General features: G+C 39.1%; 17 protein-coding genes. All 17 read left to right on the forward strand.

What is annotated here, in order from left to right:
• Positions 1-55 precede the first annotated feature (55 nt).
• The 17 genes from ACT29I_RS11255 to ACT29I_RS11335 all read left to right on the forward strand — a co-directional run bounded on the left by ACT29I_RS11255 (position 56) and on the right by ACT29I_RS11335 (position 19816).
• Entirely contained in the window at positions 56-781 is a 726-nt protein-coding gene (locus tag ACT29I_RS11255; RefSeq protein ID WP_444793469.1) for a GNAT family N-acetyltransferase, read from the forward strand.
• 187 nt (positions 782-968) lie between these two features.
• On the forward strand, positions 969-2087 hold the full coding sequence (gene rffA, locus ACT29I_RS11260; RefSeq protein WP_444793470.1) for a dTDP-4-amino-4,6-dideoxygalactose transaminase: 1119 nt from the start codon (positions 969-971) through the stop codon (positions 2085-2087).
• The gene (locus ACT29I_RS11265; protein WP_444793471.1) at positions 2088-3260 is read left to right on the forward strand and encodes a TDP-N-acetylfucosamine:lipid II N-acetylfucosaminyltransferase; all 1173 of its coding nucleotides are present in this window, start codon (positions 2088-2090) and stop codon (positions 3258-3260) included.
• Between the two features lie 19 nt (positions 3261-3279).
• The gene (locus tag ACT29I_RS11270) at positions 3280-4398 is read left to right on the forward strand and encodes a hypothetical protein (protein ID WP_444793472.1); all 1119 of its coding nucleotides are present in this window, start codon (positions 3280-3282) and stop codon (positions 4396-4398) included.
• A gap of 11 nt (positions 4399-4409) precedes the next feature.
• A complete protein-coding gene (locus ACT29I_RS11275; RefSeq protein ID WP_444793473.1) occupies positions 4410-5681 on the forward strand; it encodes an EpsG family protein in 1272 nt (423 codons plus the stop codon).
• 90 nt (positions 5682-5771) lie between these two features.
• The gene (locus tag ACT29I_RS11280) at positions 5772-6896 is read left to right on the forward strand and encodes a hypothetical protein (protein ID WP_444793474.1); all 1125 of its coding nucleotides are present in this window, start codon (positions 5772-5774) and stop codon (positions 6894-6896) included.
• 62 nt (positions 6897-6958) lie between these two features.
• The gene (locus ACT29I_RS11285; RefSeq protein WP_444793475.1) at positions 6959-7333 is read left to right on the forward strand and encodes a four helix bundle protein; all 375 of its coding nucleotides are present in this window, start codon (positions 6959-6961) and stop codon (positions 7331-7333) included.
• An 87-nt stretch (positions 7334-7420) separates the two neighbouring features.
• On the forward strand, positions 7421-8554 hold the full coding sequence (locus ACT29I_RS11290) for a CapA family protein (RefSeq protein WP_444793476.1): 1134 nt from the start codon (positions 7421-7423) through the stop codon (positions 8552-8554).
• A gap of 223 nt (positions 8555-8777) precedes the next feature.
• The gene (gene asnB, locus ACT29I_RS11295; RefSeq protein WP_444793477.1) at positions 8778-10691 is read left to right on the forward strand and encodes an asparagine synthase (glutamine-hydrolyzing); all 1914 of its coding nucleotides are present in this window, start codon (positions 8778-8780) and stop codon (positions 10689-10691) included.
• 199 nt (positions 10692-10890) lie between these two features.
• Positions 10891-11910 (forward strand): ATP-grasp domain-containing protein, encoded by a 1020-nt coding sequence (locus ACT29I_RS11300; RefSeq protein ID WP_444793478.1) that lies wholly within the window; start codon positions 10891-10893, stop codon positions 11908-11910.
• Complete coding sequence (locus tag ACT29I_RS11305; RefSeq protein ID WP_444793479.1) at positions 11910-12962, forward strand: glycosyltransferase family 4 protein; 1053 nt, start codon at positions 11910-11912, stop codon at positions 12960-12962. The genes ACT29I_RS11300 and ACT29I_RS11305 overlap by 1 nt, the downstream gene beginning before the upstream one ends.
• A gap of 56 nt (positions 12963-13018) precedes the next feature.
• A complete protein-coding gene (locus ACT29I_RS11310) occupies positions 13019-14161 on the forward strand; it encodes a glycosyltransferase (RefSeq protein ID WP_444793480.1) in 1143 nt (380 codons plus the stop codon).
• A gap of 43 nt (positions 14162-14204) precedes the next feature.
• On the forward strand, positions 14205-15098 hold the full coding sequence (locus tag ACT29I_RS11315; protein ID WP_444793481.1) for an NAD-dependent epimerase/dehydratase family protein: 894 nt from the start codon (positions 14205-14207) through the stop codon (positions 15096-15098).
• Between the two features lie 224 nt (positions 15099-15322).
• Entirely contained in the window at positions 15323-16480 is a 1158-nt protein-coding gene (locus tag ACT29I_RS11320) for a glycosyltransferase family 4 protein (RefSeq protein ID WP_444793482.1), read from the forward strand.
• 103 nt (positions 16481-16583) lie between these two features.
• Positions 16584-17552, forward strand: coding sequence for a hypothetical protein (locus ACT29I_RS11325; RefSeq protein ID WP_444793483.1), 969 nt, complete (start codon positions 16584-16586; stop codon positions 17550-17552).
• A complete protein-coding gene (locus ACT29I_RS11330; RefSeq protein ID WP_444793484.1) occupies positions 17509-18690 on the forward strand; it encodes a glycosyltransferase family 4 protein in 1182 nt (393 codons plus the stop codon). The genes ACT29I_RS11325 and ACT29I_RS11330 overlap by 44 nt, the downstream gene beginning before the upstream one ends.
• Before the next feature lie 13 nt (positions 18691-18703).
• Positions 18704-19816: a hypothetical protein gene (locus ACT29I_RS11335; protein ID WP_444793485.1), complete on the forward strand. Its 1113-nt coding sequence runs from the start codon at positions 18704-18706 to the stop codon at positions 19814-19816.
• Positions 19817-19944 lie beyond the last annotated feature (128 nt).

Here is a 19944-nt window from a genome sequence, read left to right on the forward strand (position 1 = left end):
TATAGCTATTATTTATTGTTCAATAATTCTTACCCAGAATTTAATAACACAAACTATGAATGAAGTTAAGAAGAACAGATTAAAATTAAAGAAATGGGATTCCCAATTTTTCGGTTACAAGGTAGCCCAATTACATTTGACTGGCAACGAAGCAATTAAATTTGACGATTTGATCAATGAAATCGGGGAAGAAAGAATCCGATTGACCTATATATTTGTATCCCCGGAGGAAACAGAATTAAATAGTAAAATATTAAAAGCAGGGGCACATCTAGCTGATATACGCACGGTTTATTCTAAGTGTTCCGAACCACATACTATATTTAGTAATAAAATGAGGGAATTTGCCGGAATATGCGAAAACGACGATCTGATCCGGTTAGGTTTGGAAGCAGGTAAATATTCTCGGTTTCGAATGGACGGCAATTTTCAGAATAACGAGTTCGAGAGATTGTACCGGCAAATGGTGATCAATTCGTTCAACAAAGCCAGCGCAATTAAAAATATAGTAGCTATGCACGGCGATGATATTATTGGATTAATTACTGTTGTTCGAGAGCATAACCAAGCAAATGTTGGATTACTGGCTGTGAAAGAATGCTTTAGAGGTAAAGGGATTGGGATGGATTTAGTTGCATTTGCTGATAACTTGGCTTTCGAATTGAAACTGGATAAGATAAAGATTGTAACCCAACTGCATAATAGCTGCGCTTGCAAGCTTTATGAAAAATGTAATTTCAAGATCGAGGAAATTTTAAATATATATCATTATTGGCACTGAGGATGGTTTAATTGTTCGATAGGAAAATGTTGGTCAACACGATTGAAGTACTGTTAAATTATTTGGGTAAGTACCCCGGTTTCCATGGAGGCAAAATTGTTGTTGGGGTACTTAATTCTTATTTGATATTTATCTAGGCTGATCTTATCATTGTTGTTAATTTTATAACTTGCTAAAATACTAATTTATGATACCTTTTAATAAGCCATATCTAACCGGCAAAGAGATGCACTATATGTATCAGGCAGTTTATTCCGGGAAGATTTCGGGCAATGGTTTGTTTACCCGTAAATGTCAGGATTTTTTTGAGCAACGATACGGATTTAAAAAAGCACTGTTGACCACATCATGCACAGATGCGCTCGAAATGTGTGCCATCCTGGCCGATATAAAACCCGGCGATGAGGTGATTGTGCCTTCCTATACTTTTGTATCAACAGCGCTTGCTTTCGTGCGCCAGGGGGCGAAGGTGGTTTTTGTGGATAGTAGAAAGGATCATCCGGGTATTGATGAGGACATTATAGAGGAATATGTGACCCATAAAACCAAGGCTATCGTGCCTGTTCACTATGCAGGAGTAGCCTGTGATATGGACAAGATAATGAATATTGCTGCCAAATATAATTTGTTGGTCATCGAAGATGCGGCACAGGCCATAGAATCGTATTATAAAGACAGGCCTTTGGGCAGTATCGGTCATATGGCAGCTTTTTCGTTTCACGAAACAAAAAATATCAATGCGGGTGAAGGAGGGTTGCTGGCAATCAATGACGAAAGATTTATAAAACGTTCAGAAATCATTTGGGAAAAAGGAACTAACCGTGCAGAGTTTTTTAGGGGGGAAGTTAATAAATATGGCTGGTGCGATACGGGTTCCTCATTTCTACCTTCCGAAATTATTGCCGCTTATCTTTGGGCGCAGCTAGAAAATCTGGGGGACATTCAGCAAAAGAGAACAAAAATATGGCAACAGTATTATATCGGCCTGAAAGATTGGGCAAAAGCCCATGAGGTCCGGTTGCCAACTACACCTGATTACGCCGTACAAAACGGCCATATGTTCTATCTCGTTTGTAATTCAGTGAAACAACGCGAGCAGATTATCCAGGCTTTAAAGGAAAAAGATATATTGGCCGTGTTCCATTATTTGAGCCTTCATAAAAGTAAGTACTACAATGATATCCATGGTGGCAGAGAATTGCCCAACTCCGATAATTATTCTGATAAGTTGGTGCGTTTACCTTTATTTTACGAGTTGAGTCAACAGGATGTGGAAAATATTATGGATGTAATCAAAAATATTTAAATGAGCCACCAAAAAAAATCCATACTTCATATTGCGTCCGACGAAAAATTTATTAATGCGGCCAATCTAATCTTCGAAAAGGCATTTCCTGGGTCTAACAAGTTTCTCATCCCACTGTCTCGATTTCAGAAAGAAATGAAATATGTGGACCCCAAACCAAATGTGGATCGGATAAATAAAAGTAGCCATACAGTGGGGCACCTTGCCAAACAAACCCTAAACTATGATTGTATCTTTTTGCACGGATTTACCGAACTCAATTGCGAAGTGTACCTGGCATCACCGGTCAAAGATAAAATTATTGGTTTGTTATGGGGCGCTGAACTGTATGTGGATCGGTATTTACCGGGTTATCCCCTCACAGGCGATTTAACCTCAGCCTTAAACCTTAAGGAACCCCGGAAATCATTTAAAGAGCAACTCAAAGATTTAATTCGTAAAGTGGTTTATAAAAAAATAGAAACAGTAGCCGATTCACCTAAGCTGGCCGCTGCCACTATTTCGTATTTGGCTACCTTGTACCGCGAGGAATGTGATTTCTTTAAAGAAAAAAAAATTCTTTCTGAGGAATGTAAGTTTTTCCCGTTTTGTTATTATCCCCTGGAATATATAAATCAAGGCAACGAAAAAGCGACTATAAAAGGAAATGATATTCTTTTGGGTAACTCGGCATCGGATACCAACAACCATCTCGAAGCTTTTGTCATGCTCAAGAATATTGGTATCGGCAACCGGAAACTAGTGGTACCCTTGAGTTACGGCAGCAAGGTTTATGCAGATTATGTTCAGAAGATTGGAGACGAAACATTTAACGGCAACTTTAATCCATTGCGTACTTTTATGCCTTTGGAAGATTACAATAGAATATTGCAGAGTTGCGGTGTAGTAGTCATGAATCATTACCGGCAACAGGCGGTGGGCAATATTGTTATGATGCTATGGCTGGGCAGTAAGGTATATTTAAACGAATCGAGCACATTTTATTGCTATTTAAAACGGATTGGGATAATTGTGTTTTCAATTGATAAGGATTTCAGAATAGAGAATCCCGAAGTACTGGACAATCTACAGTTCGATGATGTGCATCACAACAGGCAGGTTTTAAAAAAAACCATCGGGTTACAGCAGATAGTGGATAATTTGAGGGAAGGGATGTCCGAATATTTTAAATAAAAATACTATATCCTGCAATATGATAACTAGAGCAAAAAAGAAAAAGATATTATTAGTTTCAAACGGGTTTTACCCTGAGATTTCGCCACGAAGTTTTAGGGCGACCGAGTTGGCTAAAGAATTTCATCGGCAAGGCCATCATGTAACGGTAATAAGCAAGTTCAGGGACTTCGACTACAAGGAATTCCTGGAAACATATCCTATAACCTTTAAAATGTGGAAAAAGCCGGTATTCCCCACGGTACCTGAATTTAATACAAAACTACTTTCGAAACTGGCCAAGGGAATAGCAAGGTTGCTATCCGTTTTTTTAGAGTATCCGGGAATTGAAGAAATGTTCCGGGTAAAAAGTATGCTGAAAAATGAAAGCGGATACGACCTGGTGATATCGTTTGCGGTTCCCTATCCGGTGCAATGGGGCGTTGGATTGTCCAGAACAAAGAAACATATGATCGGAAACATATGGGTTGCTGATTGTGGCGACCCTTATATGGGGGACGTTCTGGATTCTTTCCGTAAACCTTTTTATTTCGGATATCTCGAGAAACAATTTTGTAAGAAGGCCGACTTTATTTCAATCCCCGTTGAGAGTGCAAAAGAGGCTTATTATTCAGAATTCCACGATAAAATAAAAATTATCCCTCAAGGGTTCAGTTTCGACCTGAACAAGCTGAACGGAAAAACCGCCCAAAACAAAGTCCCTGAATTTGCATATGCCGGGGGCTTCCTGCAAGGAATCCGCGACCCACGGCCATTATTGGAGTTGTTGTCACAAATAGATCTGCCGTTTAGATTACACATTTTTACCAACCAGGAAGAGTTGTTAGCGGACTACAAGGAAGCGTTGAGCGGTAAGTTGCTCATATCCGATTACATTCCAAGGGACGAGTTGATGGAAAAACTTGGTGGCATGGACTTTTTATTGAACTTTGACAATAACACCCAGTTGAACGTGCCAAGTAAGCTGATTGACTATGCCATAACGGGACGTCCGGTTTTAAACATTACAAAAGGGCTTAAGATGGAAGAAGTGTTGGCTTTTCTTAATAAAGAATATGCAGGTCGTATGCCGTTGCCGCATCCTGAAAAATATCATATAACCAACGTTTCGGGGCAATTCCTGGAACTTATAAAATAAAGTAATCAAGAGTGTATAAAAATTTGTCATATCAGTTTGTGTCCTCCTCGTTTTTGCTGAATACCAGAAACTATTTGATTTTGTTTGTGATTTGGCCTTTTGCAGCATTTGTTTCGGCATTGGTTAATTATAAAGAAAAAGTAGCAAGGAGGGTGGCCTATATTTATCTGATATACTATGGTTTTACATTTGCCATTGGAGAATTGGGCGGTGAAGGGTCAGATTCGGAAAGGTATGCGATGCGGTTCATTGAAAATGCAAGACGGCCGTTTTCCGATTTTTTCAACATAGTGGGAGGCATGTACTCTAGCGATACCTCTGTAGATATTGTGGAACCGTTAATTTCTTTTGTAGTATCCAGGTTTACAAGTTATCACGGCGCACTTTTCGCGGTTTATGCAGCTTTGTTCGGATTTTTTTATTTAAAATCCATTAACTTTCTGCACGATAGTTATCAAAAAAATCCGGGGTGGAATGCCATGATTCATTTGGCTTTTTTCGTTTTTATTTTACCCATAACTTCCATTAATGGGTTCAGGATGTGGACGGCCGCATGGATTTATTTTTATGGAGCCTATCAGGTGGTGGTAAACAGGGATTTAAGGTTTATAGTGGTTGCTGTTTTTGCGTCTTTGGTTCATTTTAGTTTTTTAACGGCCAACCTTGTTTTGATTGTTTATGCACTGGCTGGCAATAAAAATTATATTTACCTGCCCATAACCCTTGCGTCGTTTGTGCTGCCCGATCTGTTGGCGCCTACTATCGAGTCTGTTTCGTATTCAATGGGAGGGTCGTTTGCGGATAGGTACGAAGGTTATTCCAATACAGAATATGGCGAAGCCATACAGGAATCGATGCAACAGGCTACATGGTTTATGAAACTGAACGCTAACTTGCTTTACTATTACCTTTTAACGGCTGTCGCAATTGTTCAACTTAAACACAGAAAAATGATGGAAGGAAGGGATCAAAGAAACCTGTTTAGCTTTTTGCTCCTCTTCTTGTCGTTTGTTAATTTCGGGAGCGTAGTGCCTTCATTGGGAGGTCGTTTCCAGATATTGTTCTATATGTTTGCCACCGCATATCTTTTTATGTACCAAGTTCAGATGCCCGGACGTAAAATTAACCCTCTGACATTGGTTGGGATATTTCCCATGCTGTTGTACGTGGCTGTAAACTTCCGCATGGCATCCGACAGCATCAATGCCTGGATTCTAACACCCGGTTTGGGTATTCCTTTGTTCGTCCCCGCGGTATCTTTGGCCGAGGCGTTGTTTGGCTAACCGGCAAATGTATATTTGATACTTGTACTAATAACAATGCTTTCATTGGTATTTAACCAATAAATATAAATATTAACATTAAATTAAAGAATGTCCCACCTACTGTCAACAATTACAAGAAATTTAATCAACATCCCGGGAGCCAGGTTAAATCGTAAAATCGTAGTTATCGAAAGCGACGATTGGGGAAGCATTCGTATGCCGTCGGCCGAGGTTTACAGTAATTTCATCGATAAGGGATTTAATATCGGCCATTCGGACTATAACCGATTGGATACGCTTGAAAGCAATGAAGACCTAACTTCGCTGTACGAAGTATTGAATTCCTATACCGATTCTGCTGGAAACCCGGCGGTAATGACGGCCAACGTTGTTGTTGGGAATCCTGATTTTAAAAAAATAAAAGCGGCCGATTTTAGGACGTATTTTGTGGAGCCAGTCACCGAAACATTGCTGAAATATCCCAACCGGGATAAGGTCCTTTCTTTATGGCGCGAAGGAAATAAAAAGGGTTTGTTTCATCCTCAGTTTCATGGACGTGAACATGTAAATGTGGTGCGTTGGATGGACGCGCTGAGAAAAAGAACACCAGAAATGGACTTTACCTTTGATCGGGAAACTACCTTTTCGGGTGATGGGGATTATAACTTTATGGAGGTGCTCGATTACAATACCCCCAGTGATCTTGCGATGATGAAAGAAAGCCTGAAGGAAGGGCTTGACCTTTTTGAGGAAATTTTTGGATATAGGTCAAAATCATTTATCCCACCATGTTATACTTGGGACAGTAATATAGAGGAAACCCTTGCCGAAAATGGAGTTAAGTATATCCAAGGACTTCTTATGCAAATGGTGCCAACGGGGTCGTTTGGGAATTACACCAAGAAATATCATTTCACAGGAAATAAAAACAAATTAGGTCAACGCTATTTGGTAAGGAATGCATTTTTTGAGCCGGCTCTTAACGGAACAAACAATTCTGTGGATGAGTGTTTGAGGCGTATTAACATCGCATTTAGATGGAAAAAACCGGCCATCATTAGTTCCCACCGTATAAACTTTATGGGAGCGCTGGATAAAAAAAATAGGGCGGATAATTTAAAATTACTGGATGAGCTCTTAAAAGGTATCACAAAACAATGGCCCGACGTGGAGTTTATGTCAACAGATCAGTTAGGGGATTTGATGAGCGGAGTGTTGAGTAATGAGTGTTGAGTGTTAGGCGGGTAACAAATAGCAAAAAAATTGCGGACATCTAAGTTTTAAATATAATATTTATGAATCACGCAAATAGTTTTAGAGATTTGCTAGTGTACCAGAAAGCTTATTCTTTGGCAATGGAGATTTTTCACTTAACAACAAAGTTTCCTCTTGAAGAAAAGTATTCGCTAACGGATCAGATTAGGCGATCCTCCCGATCTATAACTTCAAATATAGCTGAAGCATGGTCAAGAAGGAAATATTTGAAAGCATTTGTTAACAAATTGACAACTGCGTTGGGAGAAGAATATGAAACGGAAGTGTGGCTTGATTATTCCCGTGATTGTAAATATATTACGGATGAATTGCATTGTCGGTTAATATCAGGTTATGATGAAGTTAGAAAAATACTTATATCCATATCTAACAATCCAGATAAGTGGTGCTTGTAATTGAAAAATCACTCACCACTCATGACTCACCACTCATGACTCACGTCTCCCCACTCCCCACTAATTCAGACTTATTGAAATTTGAACATGCAGCAAACTATAAACATCCTCCTCACCGGCGACTTTGCCCCCATCAACCGGGTGGAAGAATTATGCCTAAAAGGTGATTTTCAGTCGGTATTCAACGACTTTATCGATGTGTTCCAAAATAACGATTTAAACGTAGTGGATTTGGAATGTCCCTTGACCCATGCCACAACAACCCGCCCCAAAACGGGTCCATATCAAAAAGCCCATCCCGATACCATCGGGGCATTGGATTATGCCAAAATATCGCTTGCGGCCATGGCCAATAACCACATTATGGACTATGATAACCAGGGCGTGGAGGATACCTTGGAGCTTTGTAAACAAAATGGGATTGCAACGGTGGGTATAGGCTCGTCCAAGGAGGAAGCGGCACAACCTTTTTCGCTTGAATTAAAGGGTAAAAAAATAGCCATTTTAAATTATGCCGACAACGAATTCCTCACTACACCGGATGGTTCCTATTCGTGTAGCCCGATTAATCCGGTAAATTGCCACTACGATATTGCCCGTGCCAAGAAGAGGCACGATTTTGTACTGGTTATTGTTCATGCCGGAAACGAGTTCTATCACTTACCTTCGCCGCGTACAAAAAAGCTCTATCGGTATCTGGCCGATCAGGGTGCCGATGCAATTATTTCGCACCACACCCACGTGTTTTCAGGGTATGAAGTATATAATGAAAAGCCTATTTTTTATGGATTGGGAAATTTTGTGTACGATTGGCCGGGAAAAACCAACTCCGATTGGAACAGGGGCTATGTCGTTAGGCTCAATATCTCCGATAAAATTGATTTTGAAATAGTACCGTTAAAACAGGGTAACAAGAAACCCGGTGTTTTTAAATTAACCGACAATGAAAAAAGTATCTTTGATGCAGATATTCAGGGGCTAAACAATATTATCGACAACGACGAACAGTTAGAGGGTGAGTTTCAAAAGTATTGCCAATCTGTATATCCCATGTATGATGCTTTTATCGAACCTTATTATGGCAGATATGTGGCGGCGCTGCAAAAGCGAGGGTGGATGCCTAAGTTGCTGTCCCGACAGAAACGACTTTTCCACCTCAACCTCTCGCGCTGCGAATCGCACAGGGACGTTTTGTTGCGATTGCTCAAAAAATATGAGTGATTCATATAATAAAGTAAGGTAGCTTATTGCAAATATTCTTTATGCTAATATCTTTAACCTGAATTATTATTAATTATTTTGAATATGCCAATGACTAACTTGAGTCAAGCGAACCCGAAGTTAGTTAAATTGAAAAAATCGGGATTTTGTTCCATTCAACGTCCCGCCGTTTATCATTTTGAAAGGTGCGAAACTAACGCCTAATAGCTATAATTTCATTACTATGTGCGGAATCACAGGATATATAAACGCTGATTTAAGACCAATAAAGGACACATCCCGAATATTACCGATGCTGAATGTGCAAAAGCACCGAGGACCTGATGATTCGGGTATTAGGGCTTTTAGTTTGGAGACAGGCCTTTCTGCAGAGCTAAATAGTAAGGAGCCAGGTAACATTAAAGGTTCCTTTGAGGGGGTGCTTGGTTTTAACCGCTTGAGCATACTCGATCTTTCCGCCAATGGGCATCAACCCATGGTGAGTCCTGATGGAAGGGTGATACTGGCTTTTAACGGTGAAATATACAATGCCTTTGATTTTAAAAAGGAGCTGGCGGAATGGGGATACCACTTCAAGAGTAGCACCGATACCGAAGTAATACTTGCGTTATATCTTAGGTATGGCCTGGAGGACATGTTAAATAAACTAAATGGCATGTTTGCCATCGTGGTTGCGGACCTGGCTAAGCGTGCGCTGTATGTGGCTCGCGACAGGTTCGGTATAAAACCGATGTACTACGTATCCGCTCACAATGTCTTTGCCTTTTCGTCGGAATTAAAAAGTTTTAAATATATAGACGGCTATAACTTTAAGTTGAACCCCTCTAAGCTCGACGAATATCTGCTTTTCCGAAATAATATTAACGACACCCTGTTTGATGGAGTTAACAGCTTAAAACCAGGTCATTATATCTCTTATAGACCCGGTGAAAGGATCCGAATAAAACAATTTTTCAATGTAAACGATTACAGTCGTACAAAAGCTAAAGCGGATGATTTAACGCAGGTACAGCATAAAATGGAATCGTGGTTAGACAAAAGCGTGCAAAGCCAGCTAATGAGTGATGTAAAACTTGGTTGTCAGTTGTCGGGTGGGGTTGATTCGTCATTGGTCACCTGGCTGGCCAACAAACAAAGCACTAACGGAAACTTTGAGTCTGTGTCCATTGTTTTTAACGACGAGCGGTTCTCGGAAGAAAAATATATCGACCAGGTAAGTCAAAGCTTGGGTATAACAGCCCATAAGTTTTTGTTGGATTCGGATTATTATCTCGACCACTTCGAAGATGCCACCTGGCATTTGGAAGCCCCCCTAAACCACCCCAATACCATAGGTATATATAAGTTGTCGCAACGGGCAAAGGAATATGTGACCGTACTACTCAGTGGCGAAGGGGCCGATGAAGTGTTTGGCGGTTACCAAAGGTTTTATGGAATTAAGTACCCATATGGCGGTAAAAATTTGCTTCGCCAGATAAAAAATAATTTGAAGCAGCCATCGGAGATATTTAATTATTTTAGCGAGGACAACAGGGCGGTGATGGCAACCGCTTTTATGAGTCCCGCGATGGCCCAAATGTTACGCCCCGGATTTAGCAGGGAAAAAGCGGTGTTCGACAGGAAATCGGTCTATGGCAATTTAACAGGTTCGCGTTTCGATCGTCAGGTTAAGTATGAAATACTATCGTACTTGCCTGATCTGTTGATACGTCAGGATAAGATGTCCATGGCCCACTCCATCGAGAACAGGGTGCCCTTTTTAGATAATCAGGTGGTGAGCGATTCGTTTTCTATTCCGGAGAATTGCCTTTTGAGCCGTAACAACGGTGATGGTACCAATACAGAAAAATACCTTCTGAAAAAAATGACCGCTAAGGTGTTTGACCACCATTTTGCTTTCCGCGACAAAATGGGCTTCGGAATACCCTTGCGCGAATTCTTTTTAAAAGATAGGTTTAACCAATACTTGAACGATAAAATATTACCCGCTAATAAGAGCCGGGGGATATTTAATAATAGGATAGTAAATAATTGGGTAAGTAATATTAAAGGCCTAAAATACCGTGAGCTGGAAGCATTGTGGGTTATTATCGCCTTCGAAACCTGGGCATCCATTTACTTAGACGAAAAATATTAATACCCCAAACCCTACGTCACGTCTCTCCCCTTTTGGGGAGTCGCTTGCCAGCCGGTAGGCAGGGTGGGGGCTTTTTATACTTTCATATGAAACGAGCCATAAGAGTTCATACTCACATGAGAGAAACAATACTGGCGAGTTGCCTGCCTACCGGCTGGCAGGCATCGAATGCCTATAAATAACAAATTATTTTAATGAGATGAAAATAGCCATACATAACGCCGAAGGTTCGTTCAGTGAACGATGGATACCCTATTGCGAATCGCATAGTATCGACTACAAGCTGGTCAACTGTTATGGAACCGATATTATGCAGCAACTGTCCGATTGTGATGCGCTAATGTGGCACTTTAACCATAAGGGCCCAAGAGAGAGCAAGTTTGCTAAGCAATTGTTGTTTGCTGTCCAAAAAACCGGGAAAAAGGTGTTTCCGAATTATGATACGGTATGGCACTTCGACGATAAGGTGGCGCAAAAATATTTGTTGGAGGGCGTAAATGCCCCGTTGGCACCTGCTTATGTTTTTTACAGTAAAAAGGACGCCAACCAATGGGCCGCTTCAACCGATTTCCCCAAGGTATTTAAACTGCGCAACGGTGCGGGTTCCGACAATGTAAAGCTGGTAAGGTCGCTGACCGAAGCTAAACACTTAATAAATAAGTCCTTTGGCAAAGGCTTTAAACAATACGATGCCTGGGCTAACCTAAAAGAACGTGTTAGAAAATATAGAAAAGGCAAAACATCATTGTGGAATGTAACCAAAGGTGTAGCTCGTATTTTTCATACCACGGAATACGACAGGGTAACGGGCAAAGAGATGGGTTACGTGTATTTTCAGAAATTTATTCCGCAAAACGATTACGACATCAGGGTGTGCGTGGTGGGCGACAAGGCGTTTGCCATAAAAAGGATGGTGCGCGAAAATGATTTCAGGGCCTCAGGAAGCGGTACCATACTCTACGATAAAAAATATTTTGACGATGAAACCATTAAGATGGCCTTCGATGTTTCGGAAAAGTTAAACGATCAATGTATGGCCTACGACTTTGTTTTTGCGGACGGTAAACCCCTGATTGTTGAGATAAGCTACGGTTTTGCCAAGGAAGGTTATGATGACTGTGTCGGATATTGGGACAGGGACATGACATGGCACGAAGGTAAGTTTAACCCCTATGGGTGGATGGTAAATGATGTTGTAAATAGCATAAATTCAAAATAATGAGTACTAAACAATTTTTATACTTATATAGAGAGGTTAACCCTTACAATATTCCTGTACTTAGGGAAATCGTAAAACAAGGGTATGAGGTAACATGTATACATGAAACAAAAAAAAAATTAGTTCCCTATAATGTGCCAGAGCTGAAAAATGTGACTTTTTACGAAAGAAAGGACTTTGATCAAGTTAGTCTTAATCAGTTGGTTTTGAGCATTGAGCCTAATGTAGCCTACGTAAGCGATATTACGATACCTATGTATAACAAGGCTGCAAAGTTGTTAAGAAAAACAAATGGTACACCCGTTATAATGGGCTTTGATACACAATGGCGAGGAGGGAGACAATGGGCCAATGTGATTACATCTTGGTTTAGACATCGATTGTATTTTTCACATGTACTTATTGCAGGAATGCGCCAATATGAATATGCCAAGAGGCTTGGGTTTAAAAATAACCAAATTTTGTGGCCGCTAAATTCGGCAGATGTGGATACTTTTTTGAAAGTTCCGTTAAGTTTTGAAAAGTTTAAGGGGCATAGGAAATTTCTTTATGTTGGAAGATTTGCGAACGTAAAAGGACTTAAATATTTACTTGAGGCTTGGTCGGGTATCAAAAATAAAAAAGGAGCAACTTTAACTCTCGTAGGAAATGGACCATTAAGAAGCAAACTTGAGTCATACGATGATGTAATAATTCGTGATTTTATGAGTCAGGAGGAGCTTGTAAAGCTGGGTGCCGAGACTAGTTGTTTTGTTTTACCTTCTACTTTTGAACCTTGGGCTTTAGTGATTCATGAATTTGCAGCAGCTGGATTACCGTTATTATTAACAAATGCCTGCGGAGCAGCTTCGCATTTCCTCATTAATAATTACAATGGTTTTCTTGTAAATTCAAATAGTCATGAGCAATTGCGTATTGCCATGGAAAAAGTAATCAATAGTTCGGATAAAAAGCTATTTGAATTTGGTGAAAGAAGCAGGGAGTTTGCTAAAAGCATAACTCCGAAAATGGTTGCGTATGCCATAACTTCGGCAGAAGTAAAAAGTATTTAATTAAATAACAGGCAATTAAATTACATAACCGACTGTTGGATATGAATTATTCTGATATGAAAATATTAATTGTATTACCTAAATTAACCTGTGGAGGTACGGAACGTAGCGCAGCAGAATTAGCCAATTTTATAGCAAGCTCTGGAGGTGATGTGTCAATTGTTTTAATGTACCATAAACCTAAGTTTTACGAGCTTCATCCAAAAGTTAAGTTGATCGAACCGGATGTTAAACAAAGTGAAATGAATAAGTATTTCTATATCTTTTTTGTACTTTACTTTCTTAGGTTACAATTTAAAAACTTAAAGCCGGATATAATTTTTGGACTGGGCTATATTGCACTATCGTTATTTTCGAGCTTGGGAATTAAAAGCAAAGTTGTTATTTCTTTTAGGTCGAGCCCCAGAAGAGTAAGATACCCGAATAACAAAGTGATTAATAAAATGTACGAAATTGCTCATCGTTTGCTGCGTTGTAGAGTAGATGGTGTCATTGCGCAGACTAATTTGGCTGCTGATATTTTTAGACAAAAATATAAATGTCCAATCGTGGTAATACCAAACTTTCTTAGAAAATTAAACGAAGTTGTGATTGAAAAAGAAAACCAAATAGTTAATGTTGGACATTGTGCGTTTGAAAAAGGACAAAAATACTTAATTCAGGCTTTTGCTAAAGTAAATGCACCTAATTGGAAATTAATCATCGTTGGTGACGGTCCGTTACGCCAAGACTTGCAGAAATTGGCAAGTGAGTTAGGAGTGGGGGAAAGAGTTGTATTTGCTGGTTATCAAAAAGACGTAGATTTATTCTTATCGAAGAGTAAGATATTTGCATTTTCTTCCATTATTGAAGGGTATCCTAATGCTTTAATAGAAGCGATGGCAACACCACTACCTTCGGTTAGTTTTGATTGTGAGGCTGGTCCTTCCGATATTATTAAAAATGGGAAAAATGGATATTTAGTTGAAGTAGGAGATGTTGATATGTTTGCGTCTAGATTACAATTGCTTATAGATGATGAAGAATTGAGAAGTTCTATTCAAAAACAAGCTATGTTAATAAAAACAGAAAATGAACTTTCAAAAGTTGCGTATAAGTATTTAGATTTCTTCAATGATATTTGTAATGATGTATTCCATAAGCAAACAACAGGGGACAAAAATAGTAAATCTAAAAATTTAATTAGACACAAAATATAAAGATAATATCGCTAGATAAATTGATTAAACTTTAATTTTAAACATGAAGATAGTTATAATTGGTTCCAAAGGGTTCATAGGACGAAATGTAGAAAAGTATTTTGATGAAAAGGGTTATGAAGTTTGGAAGGCCGATGTTGTGGTTGATTATGCCGATACCGACCGATATTTTCTGATTGATGCTTCCAACTCCGATTATAATACGGTGTTCCATTATCAACAGTACGACCTTTGCATCAACTGTTCGGGTGCTGCCAGTGTACCTGATTCCCTGAAAAATCCGATGCGCGATTACTATTTGAATTCGGTTAATGTATTTAAAATCTTGTCTGCCATCAACCAATTTCAACCCAATTGTAAGTTTATTAACCTGGGCAGTGCCGCTGTGTATGGTAACCCGAAGCAACTACCGGTTGAAGAAATCGCCCAACCCAAACCGCTTTCACCTTATGGTTTTCATAAACTACAGGCCGAACAAATTTGTCAGGAGTTTTATAGTTTCTTTAAACTCAAGACATGTTCTTTACGTATATTTTCGGTATACGGGGTCGGGTTGCAAAAACAATTGTTTTGGGATTTGAACCAGAAAGCAAAATCAGGTGACCCCTTTACATTGTACGGAACCGGAAACGAGTCCAGAGATTTTATCCATGTTTATGATTTGGCCAGGGCAATTGAACTGGTAGCGCAATCATCATCTTTTAATGCAGACATTATTAATGTAGGAAATGGGGAAGAAGTAAGCATTAAAGATGCGGTTTCTATATTCTTTGAATTCTTTGCCGGGGATATTGAATATAATTTTTCAGGCGAATCAAGAGAGGGAGATCCGCTAAACTGGAAGGCCGACATAAGTAAATTAAAATCCTTTGGTTACAGTTCAACGGTAAATATGAAACAAGGTTTACAGGAATATTACAAATGGCTGTATGAATAAAGAAGATGTCACTCTTAATAGTAGCTATCAGAAAAGGCAACAATTCTCTTTTAAAAACCCTCTAACTCTCCCGAATACGAGTTCGGGACAGGCTTTAAAGGGAGAACCAGAACCTCTAGGAGAGAGCGAATTCCCCTTTATGGGTAAGGGGTAATAACGAAGGGTATTAATAAAACAGAGAGTTTTCTTAGATGTACGAAATACTTTAAAATAACAAGAATTGGATGAATATGTCCCCTAACAAAAAACGACTTCGCATAGGTGTGTTATTCGACTTTCAACATACCTGGATGGGAGGGATAACTTATATCATCAATGTGATAAGGACTTTTGGGTTTTTACCCGACAAAGAAAAACCGGAGATCGTTCTCTTTTACAGTACAGCATTGGAAAAACATATCCATGAATTCAAGTACCCATATATTGAACTTGTCGAACGAAATCCACCACCCCTGGTAAAGGGGTTCTTTCAATCCTGGGTAAAGAGAAAGAATATATTTATTGATGATATTGTGAGCGATTATAGCCTGGATGCTGTTTATCCTAACAGAAACTACCCGGTAAAAAGTAAATCCGGAGCCAAAGTTGTTGCCTGGTACGCGGATCTTCAACATAAATATTATCCCGAGTTTTTCACAAGGGAAACCTTGGTCCACCGTGCTATTAGGTTGCATTTTATGTTGAGGAACACAGATGATTTGGTTGTCTCGAGTCAGGCAGTGCTTGATGATTTTAAGAAATTTTTTAGAATCAGGCCAAAACTAAAGTTGCATGTGTTTCACTTTACTTCGATTAACGATATTTTTCAGGATGTGAGCATCGAAAGTCTGAGGGAGAAATACAACTTACCGGAGAAGTATTTTATGGTTTCAAACCAGTTCCATAAGCATAAAAACCATAAGGTTTTGCTGCTGGCATTGACAAAACTGAACGGAATGGGCGTAAAAAAATATATGGCCATGACGGGAAGCTTTCCCGTAGCTAGTAATTCTCCCTATATTGCGGAACTTCACCAAATTATTGAGGAACATAAGCTGTCCGGTCAAATTAATTTCTTGGGTCTCATCCCGCGCAAGGATCAACTTCAACTGATGAAACATTCGCAGGCGGTGATACAACCTAGTTTATTTGAAGGATGGAGCACGGTTATTGAAGACGCGATATCCATTCAGGTACCGGTTATTGCGTCCGATTTGGCAGTAAACAAAGAGCAGTTGAAAGAAACCGGAATTTATTTTGATCCAAACAACGTAGATCAACTAACATCGATATTGAGTTCCTATCCCGACAGGGATTTTAATATACAGCCGTATGGCAATTATAACGAACGCATTGTAGAATCCGCAAAGGCACTGATTGGTGTTTTTAATAAAAAGGAATAATGTAATGTTAGTATGTGTGTAAAAGAATTTGAGCAAATTGAGGTGTTAAGATATGAGTAATTAGGAGTTTAAAAAAATACTTATTTATAAAAACAATAGGCATATGAAACAGAAATTAGCTGCTACGATTAAGGAAATGAGCAACAATGATGAGTATGATTGCTTGTTAATGTTTAGCGGGGGTAAGGACAGTTCGTATCTCCTTTATTATCTATCCGAAGTATTAAAGCTTAATGTTGCAACATTTACGCTATCTCATAAATTCCTGTGCGAAGAAACTCAACAAAATATTACCAATTTTGCTAAGAAGTACAGCAAGAAACACATTACTGTAGAAAACGAATACCTTAATTCTGCGGGAACCCATTTTCTCGAAAACTGGATAAATAAACCGGATGAGGGAAGTCTTATAACCCTTTGTACGGGATGTAGGCTGGGATTAATTAAACTGGTAATAGAAACAGCAAAGAAAGAAAATATCAACGTAATCGTTACCGGGCTAACCCCCTTTGAAGCGACAGATTACAGGATGAAGTTGGTTAACTATCCGAAAGGAAAAGAAGGTAAGCTGTTCTTTTTCTTAGGGTATCTGAGATTGGTTTTAAGGAATCCCTCACTGGTTAAGAACTTAAAAGTGTTAAAAGACCAGGTGAAAGAGTTTTATTATTTTAGTAATCAAAAGAAGTTGTATTTGAAGAATAATCTTCACTATGTAAAACCTTTCTACGATTTCCTAAAATATGATGAAGAACTTATCGTAGAAACACTTAAAAGGTTAAATTGGCAAAAAGCGCCTATTAGTGGAAATTCGTTTTGGCGCGCAGATTGCGATATGAATGCTGTAAGACAATATTTTCATAACAAAATTTCCGGATATAACGAACAAGAATATTATTACGGTCAGATGCTTGAAAATAAATTGATTAGTCAGGAATACTTCGATAAAACAGTTCAGGGCTTTAATCAAACCGAAGGAATACGCAAAATTTTAAAGATATCGGGAATATCTCCTAAAGCAATAAAAAAGTATGAAAAGTTTTTGGAAGAAGAAGTTCAAGAGGAAAAAGCCTAGAATTTCAAAAGACATAGTATTCATTAATCAGGCTACGGGCTATTTGACCATAGATATTGTTAATTCTTTCACTATGCAATTTGACCGCGTGGCTTTGATTACCGGAAGCGTCAGGATTCAGGATGTGGAACTGAACCGGAAAGTAGAGGTGTCGAAAATAATAAGGTACGACCGGGGCAATAATTTTAAAAAAGTAATTTCGTGGATGATAGGAACATTTCAGACCTATCTGTTATTGCGCACTAAATATAGGAAGTTCGAAGTGTTTTATTATACGATTCCCCCTACTGCCTATTTGCTGGCACCTTTGTTTCAAGCTCCTTTCTCCATTTTAATATATGACCTTTATCCCGATGCCTTGCAGGTAATAGGTTTTTCGGAGAATAATTTTATTTATAAGTGGTGGTCGAGAAGAAATTTGCGTATTTTTTCGAAAGCGAAAAAAGTGATTACTATAAGTGATAACTTGAGGTCGAAGGTGATTAAATATGCACCGGACGCCGATGTTGAGGTAATTCCTAATTGGTCCGCATTCTCGGGTAAACAACCCATTAGTAAGGAGCAAAACGAAATTGTGAAAAGAGAAGGGCTGGGAAATAAGTTTATTGTTCAATATTCGGGTAATATTGGCGTTACCCATAATGTAGAAACAATTGTTGAATTGGCAGTTGACTTAAAGGACGAAGCAGATATCGAATTTCTTATTATTGGTCGGGGGGAAAGGCAAAATGTTATTAAGGAATTAATTGAAAGTAAAAACCTAAGCAATTGTAAGCTTTTACCGTTCAGAAGGGATGAAGAGCTGTACGAATCTCTTTGCGTCGCTGATCTTGCCGTTGTAACATTGGACGATAAAGTCCCCGACATAAGTGTTCCGAGCAAAGTGTATAATATCCTAACTGCGGGAGTGCCCGTTATGGCTATAGCCGCCCATGATTCTTCCATAGCCACACTGGTTCATGATCATAAGGTAGGTAAGACCTTTGCAAAAGAAGATATCGACTTGATGAAAGATTACATACTGGAACTTAAAAATGATTTTGATCTGAGAAGTTACTTGGCATCCAATGCACTTGCTGCTTCGCAGCAATATACAAACCGAAACGCGGTGAAAGTCTTGGAATGTTGTGCTATCTAATCTTAATAAAAATATGAGCATCAAGGATATCGTTAAAACCAACCTGAAGAATGTGCCCGGCAGAAAAATCAAGAATAAGTACTTAATTTTTGAATGTGACGATTGGGGGGGTATCCGGATGCCCTCAAAAGAAGTGTACAAAAAACTTACTTCCGCCGGCCTGCAATTGAACGATGGCAGATATAACTTCGATACGCTGGCTACTTCAAAAGATTTGACGGCATTGTTTGATAGTCTGGAGACTGTAAGGGATGTAAACGGTAACGGTGCCGTTATAACGGCCTTTACCAATGTGACCAATCCCGATTTCGAGAAAATAAAGGCATCCCGTTTCAAGGTGTACCATCATGAGCCTTTTGTGGATACCTTAAATAAATATTACAACACCACCAATGTATTCAGGCTTTGGCAGCAAGGGATGAAACAGGGTATTTTTGTTCCCGAACTCCATGGGCGAGAGCATATCTCTACTCAGCTGTGGCTCCAGGAATTAAGAAAGGGTGATAAAGATTTGTTGATCGCTTTCGACAATGGTTTTGTTTCTTATTCCTTACCTCATATGCATCCTGAGGCCCAAGGTTTCCGTCCCGAATTTTTTTATGATTCAAAAGCGCAAATCCCGTTTCTAAAAAGATCCATTAAGGAAGGGGTACAAATTTTCCGCGATATTTTTGGAAAAGATCCTGGCGTTTTTGCGCCATCGAATTTAATTTTTCATCCCGATCTTGAGCAAGACCTGGCTCAAACGGGAATCAAGTATATGTACATAAATCGAATGATGACGGTTCCCAACGGTATTGGGGGGGTCACGAAAGTAAGGTGTAAGCCCGGTGATCGACGGGATTCGGGACTAAGCTATTATACGCGTAACTGTAAGTTTGAACCCACCGAAACAGGTTACAAAGGGATTGAATATACTTTGATGCAAATAGGGGCTTCATTTAGATGGGGTAAACCAGCGATAATAAGTACACATAGGGCTAACTTTGTAAGTGCGATTAGCCCGTTGAATGGTGCCACGGGACTGGAGGAGCTACGTAAGCTACTGAAAGCCATTGTGAAAAAATGGCCCGATGTCGAATTCGTTTCCTCCCGTAAAGCGTTGGATAGCTACTTTGCCGATTAATTTAGCAATCAGAAAACAGGAGTTATCTACTCTTGATATAAAAGTTAAAGTATAAGTGACAGTTAAAGTCAAAATAGAAACAAATCTTAAACATATATGAATATCATCAAGCGCTTTCTATATTTATT

This window comes from Saccharicrinis sp. GN24d3, from assembly GCF_052400645.1.
In the GTDB taxonomy this organism is placed as follows: domain Bacteria; phylum Bacteroidota; class Bacteroidia; order Bacteroidales; family Marinilabiliaceae; genus Saccharicrinis.

Coding starts and splice junctions, on each gene's coding strand:
- ACT29I_RS11255 (WP_444793469.1), top strand. CDS start 56: ATGAATGAAGTTAAGAAGAACAGATTAAAATTAAAGAAATGGGATTCC.
- rffA (WP_444793470.1), top strand. CDS start 969: ATGATACCTTTTAATAAGCCATATCTAACCGGCAAAGAGATGCACTAT.
- ACT29I_RS11265 (WP_444793471.1), top strand. CDS start 2,088: ATGAGCCACCAAAAAAAATCCATACTTCATATTGCGTCCGACGAAAAA.
- ACT29I_RS11270 (WP_444793472.1), top strand. CDS start 3,280: ATGATAACTAGAGCAAAAAAGAAAAAGATATTATTAGTTTCAAACGGG.
- ACT29I_RS11280 (WP_444793474.1), top strand. CDS start 5,772: ATGTCCCACCTACTGTCAACAATTACAAGAAATTTAATCAACATCCCG.
- ACT29I_RS11285 (WP_444793475.1), top strand. CDS start 6,959: ATGAATCACGCAAATAGTTTTAGAGATTTGCTAGTGTACCAGAAAGCT.
- ACT29I_RS11290 (WP_444793476.1), top strand. CDS start 7,421: ATGCAGCAAACTATAAACATCCTCCTCACCGGCGACTTTGCCCCCATC.
- asnB (WP_444793477.1), top strand. CDS start 8,778: ATGTGCGGAATCACAGGATATATAAACGCTGATTTAAGACCAATAAAG.
- ACT29I_RS11300 (WP_444793478.1), top strand. CDS start 10,891: ATGAAAATAGCCATACATAACGCCGAAGGTTCGTTCAGTGAACGATGG.
- ACT29I_RS11305 (WP_444793479.1), top strand. CDS start 11,910: ATGAGTACTAAACAATTTTTATACTTATATAGAGAGGTTAACCCTTAC.
- ACT29I_RS11310 (WP_444793480.1), top strand. CDS start 13,019: ATGAAAATATTAATTGTATTACCTAAATTAACCTGTGGAGGTACGGAA.
- ACT29I_RS11315 (WP_444793481.1), top strand. CDS start 14,205: ATGAAGATAGTTATAATTGGTTCCAAAGGGTTCATAGGACGAAATGTA.
- ACT29I_RS11320 (WP_444793482.1), top strand. CDS start 15,323: ATGAATATGTCCCCTAACAAAAAACGACTTCGCATAGGTGTGTTATTC.
- ACT29I_RS11325 (WP_444793483.1), top strand. CDS start 16,584: ATGAAACAGAAATTAGCTGCTACGATTAAGGAAATGAGCAACAATGAT.
- ACT29I_RS11330 (WP_444793484.1), top strand. CDS start 17,509: ATGAAAAGTTTTTGGAAGAAGAAGTTCAAGAGGAAAAAGCCTAGAATT.
- ACT29I_RS11335 (WP_444793485.1), top strand. CDS start 18,704: ATGAGCATCAAGGATATCGTTAAAACCAACCTGAAGAATGTGCCCGGC.